Raw genomic sequence first — 17,026 nt, 5'->3', positions numbered from 1 at the left:
AGGTCGTGTGCCGACTACGACTGCCGCCAGAACGGGAAGTGTGAGTTTCGATTTTCGTGCAAATCGCATCGACGACCGTACCGTGGGACACCAATCGATAGGACCGGTAACTCAGGTTGAGCGTGAGCCCAAGCAGGAATAACAAGAAGACGCCAATCAACAATTGATTGCTCGATATCGAAGACGAACTCGACTTTGAATGTCTTCGCTTGTACATGCATCGCTCCATTCCCAGTTGATCGTTCGACGCCTTGCACCTGGGGGAATGACTTGAGGCGGGGCGATGCGAATTTGACTAAATCGAAAAACAGAAGTTCTCTGTCGCCGAGCAATGTGGAGTGTTGCTCAACGTTGACGGATCACTTGCCACGCGAGTTTGCGGTTGGTCTGCGCTGCCGCATAAACGCTGCTATCCCAATCACAAAATCGATGCTAGATGTCGCACGAAGCCAACGTGCCGATGGGAAAGGGAGGACCGATCCAGCGGCTTTTGCCAGGATTATGGGGTATCCGAGTTGCTCAGCATAGTGGCCTGTGATTTTGCGTCAGTTGCTTGTTTCGACTCGATCACCAGCTTTGGCCCTTCTGGGGGCACGTGGCCAAAGGGAGCGGCGCGATCGGTTGTCAGCTACTTCTTTTGGCGTTGCCTCGCGTTCTGTTAGATGACGCACAATTGGGGTTGCGCAGACCGGGTAGACTGCGAAACAACAAACTGGCTGGCGACGTGTCTTATATGACGACGCATCGTCGCCCGTTGATCCTGCGTTGGGCGCACGATCTGACAGCGGTCGGATTGTGGGCTAGATAACTTGGTGTGACGCGCCGCTGGGCGGCACGATCGAGCCGATGCATCAACGATTCGAAGGGTGAACTGGCAGCAGGCCGTTTGTTGTTTACTTCAATATTCCGAAAGAAGGTACAAGCTATGAGTGACACAAACATCGGACGCCGTAATTTTGGACGCATGGCAGTAATCGCAACCGGCGGGCTCGTTGCCGGCAGTAAAATGGCTTCGGCTGCAGAAGGTGGCAAGGCCGACTTGGGAGTCGATCCAGCGTTGTTGATCGCCGCTCCGAACACTTGCAAGGGCTTGAACACTTGCAAGGGCGAAGGCAAAGGCGATCACAATTGCGCCGGTATGGGATCTTGTGCAAGCGTTGCAAAACACGACTGCGCGGGGGCCAATGAGTGCAAGGGAGCAGGCGGCTGCGGCGGCTATCCCGGACAGAACACCTGCAAAGGCAAGGGCAGCTGCAGTGTGCCTTTGAACGCCAACGCTTGGAAATTGGCTCGCAAGCAGTTCGAGCAATTGATGACAGCTGCCGACAAGAAGGTCGGTCCAGCACCTAAATAAAGCGTTACGCGCAGCAAACCATGTTCGTTAACCGATTCCAACGGCTGGTCCTGTTTTGTCACGACCAGCCGTTGTTTGTTGCAACACCTCCGGGAGCCTTGAACCAATGACCGATTCGAATCAAGATCTGTCGCCTACTGTCTCCGGCTTGGGGCTTGGCGTCGGGCTGCGGACCGCTCACTTTGCACACATTTTAGAGCATCAGCCGGCGGTCGATTGGTTCGAAATCATCTCCGAGAACTTCATGGACTGCCAAGGGCGGCCACGTTACGTTCTGGACCAAATCGCCGAACGGTATCCGATCGTGATGCACGGGGTCTCGATGTCGATCGGCAGCAGCGATCCCTTGAACCTCGAATATCTGCAAAAGCTGAAACGACTGGCCGATGAGACCGGAGCTCGCTGGGTCTCGGATCACGTCTGTTGGACCGGGATCGCAGCAAAAAACACTCACGATTTGTTACCAATCCCTTACAACGAAGAATCGCTGCGGCACGTCTGCGATCGAATTCGGATCGTTCAGGAAGTCCTCGAACGGCCGTTGGTCCTGGAGAATCCCAGCACCTACGTCACCTTCCGCGATTCGACGATGAGCGAATGGGAGTTCATCCGTCGGATGACGATCGAAAGCGGATGCCAGTTGCTGTTGGACGTCAACAACGTCTACGTCTCCAGCGTCAACCACGATTTTTCCCCAACCGAATACCTCGATTCGATCCCCGCCGATCGCGTCGTTCAGTTTCATTTGGCGGGGCACACCGATTTAGGAACCCACTGCATCGACACCCACGACGGTCGCGTTGTCGATCGCGTTTGGGAGCTGTTTCGATACGCCTACCTGCGCGGCATTCGAGCTTCGACGCTGTTGGAATGGGACGCCAATATCCCCGAGTTCGACGTGCTGCATGCCGAGGTGCTGAAGGCGAAAGCTTATCTGCGGTCAGCGCAAGCGGAGCCGTCGGACGTTGGCGATGTTTCGCCTCATTCGGCCAGCGTTCGTCCGACAATTCCCGTGGAGACGAGTGTCGATCGGGCGAGCGCGACGCGTCGCAATGCGATTCCGCAGCCAGCGTTGTTCAGCCGAGCGGAGGTCGAATAGATGGAATCCCAATCGCGCGGATTGCAGAGCGTCCAGCAATGGATGCAGGCGGTGATCACGCATCCCGATGGGGTGCAGAGCGGATCGCAATCGGAGACAGCTCGAGACGCTTTGGGAGAAGCCGCCGGGGCGAGCCTGGAAGACTTGATCCTGCCATCGCAAAGACTCGACAGCCAGCAGCGGATCGAGGTCTACGCAAACGCGTATTATGCACGGCTGTTGGAGTGTTTAAGCGAAGAGTTTCCCGCATTGGTGAAACTGTTGGGCGAGGAGACCTTCAACGCGTTTGCCGTCGAGTATCTGCAGTTCTTTCCGTCGCAAAGTTACACACTGGCCGATCTTGGTGCCAACTTTCATCACTTCCTAAGCCAGTACCGCGACGCGGCGCAGGAGGATGCCGACTCCGATTCGCTGGAACGATCGTGGAGCGACTTGATGATCGATCTTGCCCAGCTGGAGCGGATCTATAGCGAGGTCTTCAGCGGGCCGGGGATCGAACAGATGGAAACGCTCCGCGGCGATGCGTTGGCGACGGTACCACCGCAGTCGATGGGAAGCATTTGCTTGACGCCGGCCCCATGCCTGCGGCTGTTGCAACTGAACAGTGCCGCGCACGACTATGCGATTGCTGTTCGCAAACAGGCAGATCTCGAGGGGGCGTTTCCTGAGATGCGGCCAACCTACCTCGCGATCACACGGATACGCTACGTCGTCCGCACGATCGAGCTGGAGCCGGGTGAGTTTCAGATCCTTCAGCAGTTGTGCGAGGGCGTTTCGCTGGAAGCGGCGATCGCAAACGTCGCAGCTTTGGACTCGCTGGACGATACAGCGCTGGCACAACGACTGCTTGCCTGGTTCCAGAAATGGGCGACCGACCAGATGTTTGTCGACTTCCACGTCGCCGCAAGCTAATGGCGTCGAAAGCTTGCCAACAGCGGCTGCAAAGGTGGAGCGTCGGGCGATGTGTCCTGTTCCAATCGGATGGTGAGCGCGGCGAAATTGGAGCTTCGCTGGCGGCGGCGTGCGGTCTGTAACAATCGTGAGCGTTGTGAGATCTCGACCAGCCGATGCTAGCGTTGGCCGGTAGCGCCCGCAGAATCTGCGAAACCGCCAACGGATAGAACTCTTTGAATTGGTACGAACGGGGCGCCGATAGACTTACTTGTCGGGAACCTTCAATCGCTTCCCGTCGAGTCTCCCATGACCATCTTGCGAGCGAGTGCCGCTCTGCTCGGAGTTATGGAATTTAGCAAATATTCACACAACCCGAACATTCAGAGAGAGCACCATGCTTGTTCTATCACGCCACCGCGACGAAAGCATCATGATCGGAGATGACGTTGTGGTCACGATCGTCGACATCCGCGGTGACAAAGTGCGACTGGGCATCGATGCGCCGCAGAGCATTCCAGTCCACCGGCAAGAGGTGTACGACGCGATCCAACGCGAGAACCAGCGAGCTTCGCAACTGGGTACCGATGCAACCAAATCGGTTCGCGGCCAGGAATAGACTATTTCGAGCGTGTCGCTGTACATCGGCGATGCCGCCGGCTGTCGATATCAGTTCGGAGGCGACGGTTCAGCTTGGACCATTCGTTGCGATCCGCTCGACATTTTGGACCTTGGCGCCATTTGCCAACGGTCCTCGACCCGCCTGCCTATTCGTTGTGATATTTCTCGCCTCGCAGAATCGTGAACCCACGATAAATCTGTTCGATCAGAAAGACGCGAGCCATGTCGTGTGTCAAAGTCAGCTTTGACAACGACCAGATCCTGTCGGCACGTTGGGTTACCTTTGCATCGACGCCCCAGGCGCCACCGATCACAAGGGTCATCCGCGGTGTGGCGATATTCATCTTCGCCTGCAGCCACTGCGACAATTCCATCGATGTCCATTGGCGTCCGCGCTCGTCCATCAAGACCATCAGATCTTGATCGGCAACCTGCCGCAGCAGCAGTTCCGCCTCTTTTTTCATCAGCTCAGCAGCCGATAAGCGGCCGGGCTTGAGTTCTTTTAGCTCCGCGATCTCCAGCGAACAGTAGTGCGACAGACGCTTGCGATACTGATCGATCAGATCGGCAAAGTTCTTGTCTTTGGAGCGACCGATCCAGACGAGCTTAATTTTCAACGCGGCTGCCTTTTCGCAAAACTATCGCTTCAGTTGCTCGTTCATCTGACGCGTCGCCGCTTCGACAGCTTCCTGCCAACGCGCGTCGCCAAAACTCTCTTTGAACTCGGGCCGGGCGTGAGCAAAGATGATGTGCCGCGAATTGTTGACGATCGCGCCGAGACCCTTGTCGTCAAAACCGGCGGCGACGTCGGCAGCCGATCCGCCTTGAGCGCCGAAGCCCGGAATCAGGATCCAAGCCGACGGCATCCGTTGCCGCAGCTCGGCGAGTTGTTCGGGGTACGTCGCCCCAACAACCGCTCCAACCGGTCCGTAGCCGCTGGTTCCCAGGCGGTCGGCATTCTGCTGAGTCACCAGATTGGCAACCGCTTCGTAGACGCTGCCGTCTTCGCCGCGGCGATCTTGCAGCAGCCCGCCGCCGGGATTCGATGTCTTCACCAAGACAAAGATCCCCGCTTGTCGCGAGTCGCACGTCTCGACAAACGGTTCGATGCTGTCAGCCCCTAAATACGGACTGACCGTCAAAGCGTCGCTGCCCCATGCGCTGCGGTCGCCAGCACCGAGATAGGCCGAAGCGTAGGCGGCGGCTGTCGAACCGATATCGTTCCGCTTGCCGTCGAGTATCACCATCAAACCCTTGCGATGGGCATATTCGATCGTTTCGGCAAGGGCCATCGTGCCGTGAGGCCCCAATTGTTCGAAGAAGGCGGCTTGGGGTTTGACGACCGGCACCAAGGGGGCGACGACGTCGATGATCTCTCGGCAGAACTGGCTGAACGCCGCAGCGCGGCCCTGCGGACTGGCGGCTGCCGCATCCCGCAAACCGGACGGCAATTGTTCGAAACGTGGATCGAGTCCCACGCAGACAACCGACTTTTTGTCCGTGACCGCCTGCGCCAATCGATCGCCAAAAGCTGCGTTATCGCTCATCATTATTAATGTTCGTAATAGTTGTCTCGGTAATTGAAAAACCGCTTTCGGTCATCGCACCGGCGAAAGCGATGGCATTAGATTATCAGCCCGCTGCGTGCTGGAAACCCCACCTGCTTCGCTGGGCTCAGTAAATAGGTTGATGCGCCGGTCGTTGCGGTGCGCCACGGCAACCGCTTGCCGCCGCTGAGATCAGCGCCACGCCAGAATCGCTGTAATGGTTTCGGTCGCTTTTCTGCTACGATTCCGCCGGCCCGGCGCATCGCTGCGGTTCCACTTCCTGTGATGCTCCCGCGATCGTCTTTTGTCCCCCTCGCCCCAACGTGCAGCCCATGTCGAAGTCACCGCCGATTTCGAATCCGTCGAACGACGCTGAACCTCCCCGCGACCAGCCCCCGTGGTTCGTCTACATCCTCCGCTGCGGCGACGGTTCGTTTTACACAGGCATCACCAAAGACATCGATCGCCGGCTGAAGCAACACAATGCGGGGAAGGCTTCCCGCTACACGCGCTCGCGTCTTCCGGTCGAGATCATCTACCGCGAGGTGCAGCCCGATCAAAGTGCGGCGCTCAAGCGGGAACTCGCCATCAAAGCTCTCTCGCGGCCAGCCAAACAGAGCCTGGTCGCATCGGACAGCAATCGGCTGGGCGAAGCGAAGTCAGCCGGTTGAACGGTCGCGGCCGTAGTGTCGGGAACAAAGCGCCGCGGACACGATGAACTGGTTTGCCGATTCGACAAGCTGTCTGGGAATTCGTTGGTTACGTCAGGCTGGCGTCCGGTTGGCGCGGTGAAGGAGCGTGAGGAGCGACAAGTGCCCAGCAGATGCCGCCGAGGAGATAGATGCCGGCGAACAATAGCAAGACGAGGTTCCAGTTGGCGGTCCATTCGAACAGCATCCCGACCAGGACGGGGCAGGCGGCTGCGGCGAGGTTGCCGCACATGTTGACGAGTCCCATCAGCTGCGGAACCTTGGTTCCCCCGAGGTCGATCGTCGATGCAAACGTCGGCGGTCCCGCCAAGGCCGCGAAGAACGAGCCCAGGGAGAGCAGCGCGATCGCCAACGAAACGTCGCTGACAAGCCACGCACTCAGGACCAGCAGACCGCAGACGCAAAGCGCCATCGATCCCATCCCACTGCGACTCAGCCGTTGCGAGCCGGTTCGTTGCCAGATCCAATCGGTGATGAAGCCACCCGACAAACTGCCGGCTAACGTGCCGCAGAGGACCAGGCTTTGCAAGAAGCCCGACGTTTCGATCGAGACGCCGCGCGTGGCCTGCAAAAATGTCGGGAACCAACTGGCGAAAAACATGTATCCGGATGCTCGGCAGATCTGCTGGCCACACAAAAAGATGATCGCGGAGGTTCGCGGCGGCCCCAGGTCGTTCGTGTGTTCACCGATCGGGGCGTGGGTGCCGTCGGGCCGCTGTGTCTTGTGAGCGTGGATCAGTTTCAGTTCTTCGTCGTTCACCTTCTCCAATTGCTCGGGGCGATCGCGAAATGAGATCGCAAATCCTGTCGCCCAGACGATGCCGGGGAGCGAGAAGAGGATGAAGACCCATCGCCAGTCGATCGATTGCAGCAGCACGCCGGTCAGCCCGCTGGCGGCGATCGCGCCGACTTGCATCCCAGCGCACAAGATTCCGCAAGCCAGCGTTCGCCGGGACATCGGAAACCAATGCCCAATCGAATTGCAAGCTGCTGGGAAGATACCCGCTTGGGAAATGCCCATGATCAATTGTGCGATGATCAACAGGGCAAAGCCCGGGGCGACGCCGAGGCCAAACGCTGCGATCGACCATCCGACGGCAAACAGCGTCAACGCGAATCGGGTTCCCCGTCGCTGGGCGAACCAGCCGCAGGGGACTTGGAATAACGCGTAGCTCCAGAAAAATGCTCCCAGAAACCACCCCGACTGCTGCAACGTCAGGCCCAGATCTTCGCGAACGGAACTCTCCGCGACGCCGATCGCATTGCGACAAAGATAGGCCAGCCCCGACGCGATGGTCAGCCAGGCCATCGTGCGATAGCGGATTGTGGTGGGCTGTTGCAGCATTTTAGGTAGGCCGTCGGGGAGGAGCGATTCGATCGCGGGCTAGATCGCGTCTTGGAGTCGATCGAACAATCGGTCGACTTCCGCCGCCGTCTCGGCATCGAGAGTCCAGCCGACCGGTTGGCGTTGCACCGTATTCTTGAAGATTCCACGGCGAACTAGCAGGTGCTTTTCGATCGCCAGGAATCCATCGAGTCCGGCCGACAGTTGCAATGCGACGATCCCGCTGATCGGCAGCGACAGCTGGTAGATCCGATCGTCGTCGCCCGCTTGCAGGGCGTTCCAGAGGGCAACGATTGCGTCCAACAGATCGGTGCCGGGCATCGTGCCGACGATTCCGCGTCGGTAGCAATCGACGAGGTTGATCCCGCCGGAGCCTTCAAAAATCTGCGCCTTCCCCGCGGTCGCATCGCGCAATCGGGAGAGGTTCGGTCCCAGCGGGCTCGCTTCGGGTTTAAACAAAATCCGATCGGCACCAAATTGTTCCAACAGCTTACTGTAGACACCGATGTCGATCGCGGAACCGACGTATCCCGATGCGTCTTGAACCACCAACGGGATCGAGATGCTGGCGGCGATCGCGGCGAAGTAGTCGCGGGTGGCGGCGCTGCTGAGACCGGTCGAGATCGGCGGGATTGCCATCACCGCCGACGCGCCCACCGATTCGGCATGCTGAGCCAGTTCGACAGCGACCGGTGTGCTCTCGGCACCAACGCTGACCACCGACGTGCCGCGGCTCTGGGCTGCCTTGCAGACATGTTCGGCCAGTTCGCGGCGTCCCTGTTCGCTGAGCCGCAAGATTTCGCTGACCATCGCCACAACAATCCCATCGGCTCCCGTGTCGAAGGCCCATTGGATCTCGCGGTCGAGCGTCTCGAAATCGAATTCCCCCTGCTCGGTGAAAGGAGTTTGCAAGACGGGAAGCACGCCGCGCAGCAGCGTTTCGCTAGCGGAGGATGTCATCGATTTCCTGGGTTAAAGTTTCTAAAGTTGCTTCCAAGCAACCACGGTCGAATGGGGTTTGCCAAACGGCATAGACATCTTTGTCGTACAGATCGGCAGGCGGCAGATAACCGATCGTGCCGTTGATCAGATTCATGCAAATAATTGCGTTGTTGGGGAATCGTTTGCGCAGTTCGCGTTGCAACATCGAATAAGCTTCGCAACAACTGCCGACCAACACCGCGTCCCCCATCCGCCAGATGTACAGCGGCAACGGGTACGTCGTGCCATCGCCCAAGCGGAGCCGGATGTCGCGTCGGCGAAGCAGCCGTTCCTGCAACGTGCGGTCGGTACATGCGATCCGCTGCGCTTCCAACTCCGCTGCCGATGGCCAATCCTTCAGCGGCAGATCGACCGACGATTCGACGGATGCGATTTTTTCGGACGCCTTCCGCGGCTGGTGTCGCCACTTCGCTAAGGGAGCTCCCGACGTGACGGCTCCTTCGAAGGCCAACTGTGTTCCGGCGGGCTCCATTCCGGCGAGAGTCGACAGCGCGGCGTATCCCAATTCGCGACCGTGCCCATCGGCGACCGCGGTGTCACCGACATATTGATAACGAGGTGCTTGGTCGCCGCACGCTCCCAGCAGGAAGACTGCGGGAGCACCTGTCGCCTTCTGGATCGTCTCGCGCATCGCACCGATGTAATCGGGCGAGATCGCCGTGTTTTCCCAAGCCAGCGTGGTCGGATGGCAGGCGTAGTTGACGATCGTTGCACGCAAGTTGCCCTGCGCGTCGGTGACTCGCCCCAACAACAGCGTTCCATCGGCTTGTCCCTCGGGATCGAAGCCGCACAAAAAGCGATCGCCTTCCGAATCGGGATCGGGCAGGTCGCGAGTTGTTGCCAGACCGCAATGCCCGGTCTGCCATTCCAGCGTCGCTTCGCTGGCATCGGCGAAGGCTTGACGGACCGTCGTGACCGCGGTTTCAAGCAGCGAATCGAGCCACGGTTTGGTCAGTTCCATTCCAGGAAGCGGATCGGTCGATTCCAGCAGTGGTGGCCCGGCGTGCGTGTGCGTCAACGCAAAGATCAGCTGCGAACTGTCGAGCGAAAACTCTTCCAACAACCGCTGTTGAAACCGCGGAAAGAGTTCTGGCGTTCGCCACCATCCGAGATCGGCATCGATCAGAACCAATGGCGATTCGCCCGACAACGACGCGATCGTCGTGGCGGTCAACGTCAACGAACGGTGGATCGAATCGGCCACATCGTGCGCCGCCGCGCCCCAGTTGCGAGAATAGATCCCAACCGGCGGCGTGATGTCATTCAGTGCGATCCCGACGCGTCCATGAAACGCAGCGTGGTGGAAAGCCGGAACTGTCGCGGTCGAATCACTCATTACCAATCTCCTACGGCGCCGTCGGGATAAAAGACCCGCTGCGGCAGTTCTTGCTGGAACGGATGTTTACGGATTTCATCTTCGTCGACGGTAACGCCCAATCCCGGTGCGGTCCCGGCTGTGACCGTCCGCGTCGCTTCGTCGACGACGTAACTCTCTTGAACGACATCGCTTCGCCAAGGGACATCCTGGTGAACCGCTTCGCAAATGATGTAGCTAGGCTGCGAGAAACCGAACTCCAGCGAAGCCGCCGTGCTGATCGGTCCCTGCGGATTGTGCGGAGCCAGTGCGATTCGATGCGCATCGGCCAGAGCGGCGATCCGGCGGGCTTCGGTGAAACCGCCGCAGTGCGTCAGGTCCAACTGGCAGATCTCGCAACCACGAGCCGCAAAGAGATCGCGGAATGCGGCCAGATGCGTCAGCCGTTCGCCGGTGGCAATCGGAGTCGTCACCGCCGCGTTGATCGCGGCCAGCGAATCGAGGCTCTCCGGCCAACAGGGCTCTTCAAAAAAGTAGAGTCCATACTGATCGAGCGCCTTGGCGAACTGCATTCCCATCGCGGGGGATGGGCGAGCGTGGCAGTCGACCATGATGTCGATGTCGTCGCCGACCGCTTCCCGCATCGCAGCGACGCAGGCATCGGCCGCTTTGATCGCTTTCAAACCTTCGACGGGCATCGTCGGTGGAACCGCCATCGACTTAAACGCGCTGAAACCGTCGTCGACCGCTTGTTGAGCCAGATCGGCAAACTGCCGGGCGTTGTCGACCGGCGTCTCGTAGAAGCTTTCCAAGTTTCCGCCGCCCAGATGGCAATACATCCGGATCGAATCGCGAACCGGTCCGCCCCACAGGCGATGGCACGGCACGCCGTGCACCTTGCCGAGAATATCCCACAGGGCGAGGTCGATCCCGGAGATCGCGGTCGAGCGGACGACGCCGCTGCCGTGCCAGAAATGCTGCCGCCACATCATCTGCCACAGATGTTCGATGCTGGTCGGGTCTTCGCCGATCAGCAGTTCGGACAGATCTTGGATCGATCCCACGACACCGCGGGTGTGCCATTCGAGCGTCGCTTCGCCCCATCCGACCAAGCCGGGTTGGTCGGTGATTACTTTGACAAAGATCCAGTTACGCATCCTCGCGTGACAGACGTGCGTTTCGATCGCGGTGATTTTCATATTGTTTTTTCTGCTACTAAAGTCCTGCGAGGCTAATATCATTCAAGGATCCTTCACCGGGAATTTACAGTCTTTTCACCGGGAGCACGAACTAAATTTGTTTTTGTCTGACAATGTTACTTGCGTTTGTCACCAATGACAAGTATTGTTCTGAAGTATGTCGATCACCGATTTCATTCGAAACGATCTAGCACTACGGCTGCGATCCGGACGCGATCTCCCGGCGCAGCTGACGCTCGATTCGTTGGCGGAACTATATAATGTCAGCTTCACTCCCGTGCGGGCGGCGGTTGCCGACCTGATCGATGAGGGTTTGCTGAGGAAGGGTGCAAACCGGCGGCTCGAAGCCTGTCCGCTGGCCAACGCCCTGAAAGAATTCGACCAGTTGACCGAGGCTCCCAAGCCGCCAGCCGATCCGTCGGAAAAGATCGCCGATGATTTGGTGCTGTTGAGTCTCGAAGGAAAATCGGTTTATTTGCGCGAAGAGGTGACGGCGGAGAAATATTCGCTCAGCCGTTCGGCGATCCGGAACATTTTGCATCAATTAGCTGGCGAAGGGATGTTGGACCATATCCCGCGCCGCGGTTGGCGTTTGCGACCGTTCCGACAAGACGATTTGCAAGCGTTTATCGAGGTCCGCGAAGCGATGGAGTTGAAAGCGTTGCAGTTGGCGCGTCCGCGACTGGACAACCAGCAACTGCAAGCGATCCTCGAACGCAATGCGTCGCCGACATCGGCAGCCGACCGCGTCCCCGTCGACGAATCGCTGCACGAATATTTAGTTGCGACGTCGGGGAACGCCTACATCCGCGACTTCTTTGAACGCCAGGGCCGGTATTTCCGGTTGTTGTTCCGTTGGGAAGATAACGACCGATCGGCAGCCCTGGAAACATTGAAACAGCATCGCGATGTGGTGCAAGCGTTACTCGACGAGGATTGGGCGTCAGCCGAAGCGGCCCTTTCTCACCACATCCGATCGAACCACCCCGTCTTGATGACGAAACCACCCACCGAAGCCCCACCGCCCACCGCCCCTAAGTAGAGAGGCAATCATGAAGCTTCCTAGCCGAATCTGCGCGACGATCATCTGCCTTGCGGTCGTTGCTCAAGCGAGTCTTTTCGCGGACGACACCCAAGTCGACTACGAAACCGAAGTCAAGCCGCTGCTTCGCGAGCGTTGTTACGCTTGCCACGGAGCGCTGAAGCAGGAAGGAGGCCTCCGACTCGATACCGGTGCCTTTATGCGCCAAGGTGGCGATTCGGGTGCGGCTGTCGATTTGGAAGAGGATCCCGAATTTAACCTGCTGGTCGAGCGGACGGCTGACACCGATCCGGGCTCGCGGATGCCGCCGGAATTCGAAGGCGAACCGCTCTCGGCCGAACAGGTCGACCTTCTGAAACGCTGGATCGCGGCGGGAGCCGATTCGCCAGCCGACGAGGTACCGGAAGCCGATCCCGCGCAGCACTGGTCGTTTCAACCGCTCGCCCGTCCCGACGTTCCAGTGGTCGACGATGCGAACTGGGGACGCAATCCCATCGACGCCTGGATTGCTCAAGGCCATCAAGAGAATGAACTGACGCCACAATCCGAAGCTTCGCGTGTCCTGTTGCTGCGCCGGCTGTCGTTCGATCTGATCGGCCTGCCGCCCAGCAGCGAAGAGATCGCTGCGGTCGTTAACGATCCGTCTTCGGACTGGTACGAAAAAACTGTCGACAGGTTGTTGGACGACCCACGTCATGGCGAGCGTTGGGCGCGACACTGGATGGACAACTGGCGTTATAGCGATTGGTGGGGGCTGAATGCTCAACTGCGAAACAGCCAACGGCACATGTGGCACTGGCGCGATTGGATCGTTGAATCGCTGAACAATGACGTTCCCTACGACGAGATGGTTCGCTTGATGTTGGCGGCCGACGAGCTTGCTCCCGATGACCCTGCCAAACTGCGGGCCACCGGATTTCTGGCTCGCAACTTCTACATCTTCAACCGGCACACCTGGATGGACCAAACGGTCGAACATGTCGGCAAGGGCTTGCTGGGCCTGACGATGAACTGCGCCAAGTGTCACGACCACAAGTTCGATCCGATCGGACATGACGACTACTACAAGATGCGGGCATTTTTTGAGCCCTATCTGGTTCGCTTGGACAACGTGCCGGGTGAATTGGATGTCAACAAGGATGGCATCCCGCGCGTCTTCGATGCGTTGGTCGATGCGCCGACCTACCGCTTCATTCGCGGCGACGAAGCTCAACCCGACAAATCGACGGTGATCGCTCCCGGCGTGCCGAAGATGTTTGAGTTTGAAGAGCTGACGATTGAGCCCGTCGATCTGCCACCGGAAGCTTGGCAACCGGCCCGCCGTCCCTGGGTGTTAGACGATCATCTTGCCGCCGCAAAAAAGCGTCAGCAAGCGAGCCAGACGCGAGTTGAAAAAGCGACAGCTGCTTTGGAAAAGGCACGCAAGTCGGCCGAAGGGAGCAGCCCCGTCGAGGAATCGACCACGCCGTTTACTCCCATCGTGGAAGATTTCGCGACGCTCGACGACTCGCGCTGGAAACAGGGGGCTGGCGAATGGAACCATCAACCAGGTCGAGTCGAACAGACGAAGGATGGCCAAACGCGGTCGGTCCTGCAGTTGATGCAGAATCCGCCACGCGATTTTGACGCCAGCATTCGTTTCCAAATTCATGGAGCCGGCGGCTGGCGAACGGTTGGCATCGGATTCGATGCACCGATCGCAGAGGACGACTCGATCAATGAATCGCGGCAATTGGTCTATGCGAGCGGGCACGCTGGCGGTCCCAAGGTTCAGGCTTCGTTTCTCGAAAACGGCAAGTCGAAGTATCCTGGCGATGGAAGATCGGCAGCTGATATCCAGCTGGACACCGATTACACGCTGCGAGTTCAGGTTCGCGGCAACCTGATCAACGCATCGTTAAACGACAAACCGCTGATCGCTTTCCGGACGCCTTTGGCTCGGGTGGATGGTGCGCTGCAGTTGATCACCTTTGACGCGATCGCATCGATCTCGGAATTCAAGCTCTCCGCGTTGCCCGGCGACGTGAAGCTACGCGACTCCAGCGGAGCGACGAGTGTCGATCCCGTGGTCGCGGCGGAGTTCGAACTGGCGATCGCGAAGGCCCAGGCCGCTGTCGGCAAGGCCGATCTGGAAAGCGTGCAAGCCCGCGCCTTGGCGATGCGAACCGCTTGGGATTCCAACGACGATGCGGCGATCCGCGAGCAAGCGGTCGCAGCGATTCGGGCGGAACGTGCACACGCGGTTGCGAAGGCACGATCGACGGTGACGGCGGAACAGGTAGCTGTTGCACGAGCGACCGCCGACAAATTGAAGGCGGCTGAAAAGAAGCTGGCCACCGCGAAAGAGGCACTTGCCAAAGCGGAGGCGTCGCTGAAAGCGGAGGTCAAGGATTCGGATCAATTCACGCAGCTGAAGGGAGCGAAATGGACCGCCACCCGCTTCCAATTTACGGGCAGAGACGATCCCGATGTCGAGTTCCCTCAGCAGAGTACGGGGCGCCGCGCGGCGCTGGCCCGTTGGATCACCGATCCTCGCAATCCGCTGACAGCTCGCGTTGCTGCGAATCACATTTGGACGCGGCACTTGGGACAGCCGTTGGTCGCTTCGACGTTCGATTTTGGTCGCAACGGGAACGCCCCGACACATCCTGAACTGCTCGACTGGCTCGCTTCGGAACTTATCGATAGCGGCTGGAACATGAAGCATTTGCATCGCTTGATCGTCCTCTCGAGCACCTATCGCATGGACTCCTCGCTGAGCGGAATGGATGACCAACTGGCAAAAGATCCCGACAACCAGCATTGGTGGCGAAGAGTCCCGATCCGGCTGGAATCGCAAGCGGTTCGCGACGCCGTTCTGGCTGTTGCTGGAACGCTCGACGATACGATGGGCGGACCGTCGGTGCTCCCCGCCGATCAAGACAAATCGCATCGCCGCAGCTTGTACTTCTTCCATAGCAACAACGAGAAGAACCTGCTGTTGAGCACGTTCGACGAAGCGTCGGTGGCCGAGTGTTACCAGCGCGAACAAAGCATCGTACCGCAACAAGCGCTCGCGCTTTCGAACAGCGGTCTGGTGCTCGAATCGTCGCAACAGATCGCCAGCACGATCGCGGCCGACCATCCTGACGACGAGGCCTTTGTTCGACAGGCCTTCCTGTTGCTGTTGGGAATTCAGCCGACAGCTCAAGAAATCGACGACTGCCAATCGGCGTTGACCGCCTGGCGTGAATTGCCCGAGGGAAGCGACGATTCGGCCCGCGGGAACTTGATCTGGGCGATCATCAACCACAACGACTTTGTCACGCTGCGTTAGCCGGCGTCTATCGAGAGAGGACAATTAGATATGAATAAGTTGTTCAACGGCCATGCGCCACGTCGTACGTTTCTTGCCGATATGGGCATGGGGTTTACCGGTTTGGCTTTGGGAGCGATGCTGCAACGCGAAGCGCGCGGCCACGGCGCAGCCTGGGCACCGCCGACGGGCGAGCCTCACATGCCGCCCAAAGCGAAGAGCGTGATCTGGTTGTTTATGAATGGCGGCGTCAGCCAGATGGAGAGCTTCGATCCGAAGCCGATGTTGACGAAATATGCCGGCAAAACCATTTCCGAAACGCCGTTTGCCGAGACTCAAGATCCCGAGAAACTCGCTCTGGCCCGCGTTGCCGCTCCCGATGGCAACGGGAACCAACGCAACAAACTCTATCCGCTGCAGAAGGGATTCAAGAAACATGGCGAAAGCGGGATCGAGGTCAGCGATTGGTTCCCGCACATCGCCAAACACGTCGATAAGTTGGCGGTCGTGCGGTCGATGTATACGACCGACAGCAACCACGGTGCCCAAACGCAATTCCACTCGGGCCGCCATCTGAACGATGGAAATTATCCGACGCTGGGTGCATGGGTCCATTACGGCTTGGGGTCGCTGAACGAGAACCTGCCGCAATTCATTTCGATCGGTAAGCGGGAGTATTGGAACAAACGGGACGGCCATTATCTTGGGCCCGCGCACGACGCGGTCCCGATGCGCGTCGACCCCGACAATCCTTTGGACTTCAGCAGCCCAGAGCGTCCGTTCGCGCGGTCGTCGCAAGAGATTGGCCAGGACCTGATCCAACGACTCAACAATCGACGTCAGTTGGAATACCCGAACGATCCCGCGATGGCTGCCCGAATCGCTTCGTATGAGCTTGCCTTCCGGATGCAGAGTTCGATTCCCGACGTCGTCGATTTCTCGCAAGAGACGGCTCAGACGCAAGCGATGTATGGAATCGACAAACCGCACTCGCGCGAGTTTGGCATGCAGTTGCTTGGTGCTCGGCGGCTGGTCGAGCAGGGCGTCCGCTTTATCCAGATCCAGCACGGCGGTGGCGGTGCGGGAGCATGGGACGCGCACGGCAAGTTGGAGGCCAACCACACCAAAAATTCGCTCGCCGTCGACCAACCGATCGGAGGTCTGTTGGAAGATCTCGAACAGCGTGGACTGTTGGATGAAACGCTTGTCGTCTTCGCCACCGAGTTCGGTCGCACTCCTGGTTCGCAAGGAAGCGACGGCCGCGATCACCACATCTATGGCTTCTCCGTTTGGATGGCCGGTGGTGGACTGAAGCGGGGCGTCGTGCACGGTGCGACCGACGAGATCGGGTTCCATGCCGTCGAGGATCGCCATTATGTGACCGACGTCCATGCCACGATCCTGAAACAGCTGGGCCTCGATTCCCGCAAACTTGAAATCCCCGGCCGTAAACGACTCGAGATCGATCACGGGAGACCGATCGATCAGATCATCGCTTAGGTCGTTAACGTCGGCTGAAATCCCTCCTCCTTGCGTTATTGAAACGCTCACAAATTTGAATCCCTGTCGCGATCTTTCGGTGGCGACGGGGCCCCGCCTCCGTTTT

14 protein-coding genes are annotated in these 17,026 nt (G+C 58.8%); 8 read left to right on the top strand and 6 right to left on the bottom strand.

Features of this window, described 5'->3' with window-relative positions:
- Positions 1-925 precede the first annotated feature (925 nt).
- The 4 genes from CA51_RS15245 (at position 926) to csrA (ending at position 3,963) form a co-directional block, all read left to right on the top strand.
- Positions 926-1,354: a hypothetical protein gene (locus CA51_RS15245; protein WP_145122016.1), complete on the top strand. Its 429-nt coding sequence runs from the start codon at positions 926-928 to the stop codon at positions 1,352-1,354.
- 106 nt (positions 1,355-1,460) lie between these two features.
- A complete protein-coding gene (gene bufB / locus CA51_RS15240; protein WP_145122014.1) occupies positions 1,461-2,453 on the top strand; it encodes an MNIO family bufferin maturase in 993 nt (330 codons plus the stop codon).
- On the top strand, positions 2,454-3,365 hold the full coding sequence (locus tag CA51_RS15235) for an HvfC/BufC N-terminal domain-containing protein (RefSeq protein ID WP_145122012.1): 912 nt from the start codon (positions 2,454-2,456) through the stop codon (positions 3,363-3,365).
- Positions 3,366-3,741: 376 nt separating this feature from the next.
- Positions 3,742-3,963: a carbon storage regulator CsrA gene (csrA, locus tag CA51_RS15230; protein WP_145097590.1), complete on the top strand. Its 222-nt coding sequence runs from the start codon at positions 3,742-3,744 to the stop codon at positions 3,961-3,963.
- A 148-nt stretch (positions 3,964-4,111) separates the two neighbouring features.
- On the opposite strand, the gene CA51_RS15225 is transcribed toward csrA, so the two are convergent.
- Positions 4,112-4,582 carry a 23S rRNA (pseudouridine(1915)-N(3))-methyltransferase RlmH gene (locus CA51_RS15225; protein ID WP_145122010.1) on the bottom strand — a complete coding sequence of 157 codons (471 nt, stop codon included), beginning with the start codon at positions 4,580-4,582 and terminating at the stop codon, positions 4,112-4,114.
- 21 nt (positions 4,583-4,603) lie between these two features.
- Entirely contained in the window at positions 4,604-5,512 is a 909-nt protein-coding gene (gene pyrF, locus CA51_RS15220) for an orotidine-5'-phosphate decarboxylase (protein ID WP_145124185.1), read from the bottom strand.
- Positions 5,513-5,844: 332 nt separating this feature from the next.
- Here pyrF and CA51_RS15215 point away from each other — a divergent pair, with 332 nt between their 5' ends.
- Positions 5,845-6,183, top strand: coding sequence for a GIY-YIG nuclease family protein (locus tag CA51_RS15215; protein WP_145122008.1), 339 nt, complete (start codon positions 5,845-5,847; stop codon positions 6,181-6,183).
- Between the two features lie 88 nt (positions 6,184-6,271).
- Here CA51_RS15215 and CA51_RS15210 read toward each other — a convergent pair whose 3' ends face one another.
- The 4 genes from CA51_RS15210 to dgoD are packed head-to-tail and all read right to left on the bottom strand — an operon-like array spanning position 6,272 to position 11,083.
- Entirely contained in the window at positions 6,272-7,567 is a 1,296-nt protein-coding gene (locus tag CA51_RS15210) for an MFS transporter (protein WP_145122006.1), read from the bottom strand.
- 39 nt (positions 7,568-7,606) lie between these two features.
- Positions 7,607-8,527: a dihydrodipicolinate synthase family protein gene (locus tag CA51_RS15205; protein WP_145122004.1), complete on the bottom strand. Its 921-nt coding sequence runs from the start codon at positions 8,525-8,527 to the stop codon at positions 7,607-7,609.
- Entirely contained in the window at positions 8,511-9,905 is a 1,395-nt protein-coding gene (locus CA51_RS15200) for an alkaline ceramidase (RefSeq protein WP_145122002.1), read from the bottom strand. Before CA51_RS15200 ends, CA51_RS15205 begins: the two co-directional genes overlap by 17 nt.
- Positions 9,905-11,083: a galactonate dehydratase gene (gene dgoD, locus CA51_RS15195; protein WP_145122000.1), complete on the bottom strand. Its 1,179-nt coding sequence runs from the start codon at positions 11,081-11,083 to the stop codon at positions 9,905-9,907. The genes CA51_RS15200 and dgoD overlap by 1 nt, the downstream gene beginning before the upstream one ends.
- 157 nt (positions 11,084-11,240) lie before the next feature.
- Between dgoD and CA51_RS15190 the strand changes: the two genes are divergently transcribed.
- From CA51_RS15190 to CA51_RS15180, 3 genes are read left to right on the top strand one after another with little or no spacing between them, the layout of a single operon-like run.
- Positions 11,241-12,125 (top strand): GntR family transcriptional regulator, encoded by an 885-nt coding sequence (locus CA51_RS15190; RefSeq protein WP_145121998.1) that lies wholly within the window; start codon positions 11,241-11,243, stop codon positions 12,123-12,125.
- A gap of 10 nt (positions 12,126-12,135) precedes the next feature.
- A complete protein-coding gene (locus CA51_RS15185) occupies positions 12,136-15,441 on the top strand; it encodes a DUF1553 domain-containing protein (protein WP_145121996.1) in 3,306 nt (1,101 codons plus the stop codon).
- 30 nt (positions 15,442-15,471) lie between these two features.
- On the top strand, positions 15,472-16,920 hold the full coding sequence (locus CA51_RS15180) for a DUF1501 domain-containing protein (protein WP_145121994.1): 1,449 nt from the start codon (positions 15,472-15,474) through the stop codon (positions 16,918-16,920).
- Positions 16,921-17,026: the final 106 nt, after the last annotated feature.

The organism is Rosistilla oblonga (assembly GCF_007751715.1).
GTDB classification, from domain to species: Bacteria; Planctomycetota; Planctomycetia; order Pirellulales; family Pirellulaceae; genus Rosistilla; species Rosistilla oblonga.
The sequence above is the reverse complement of the archived record's forward strand: the minus strand, read 5'-3'. Positions and strand labels throughout refer to the sequence as shown.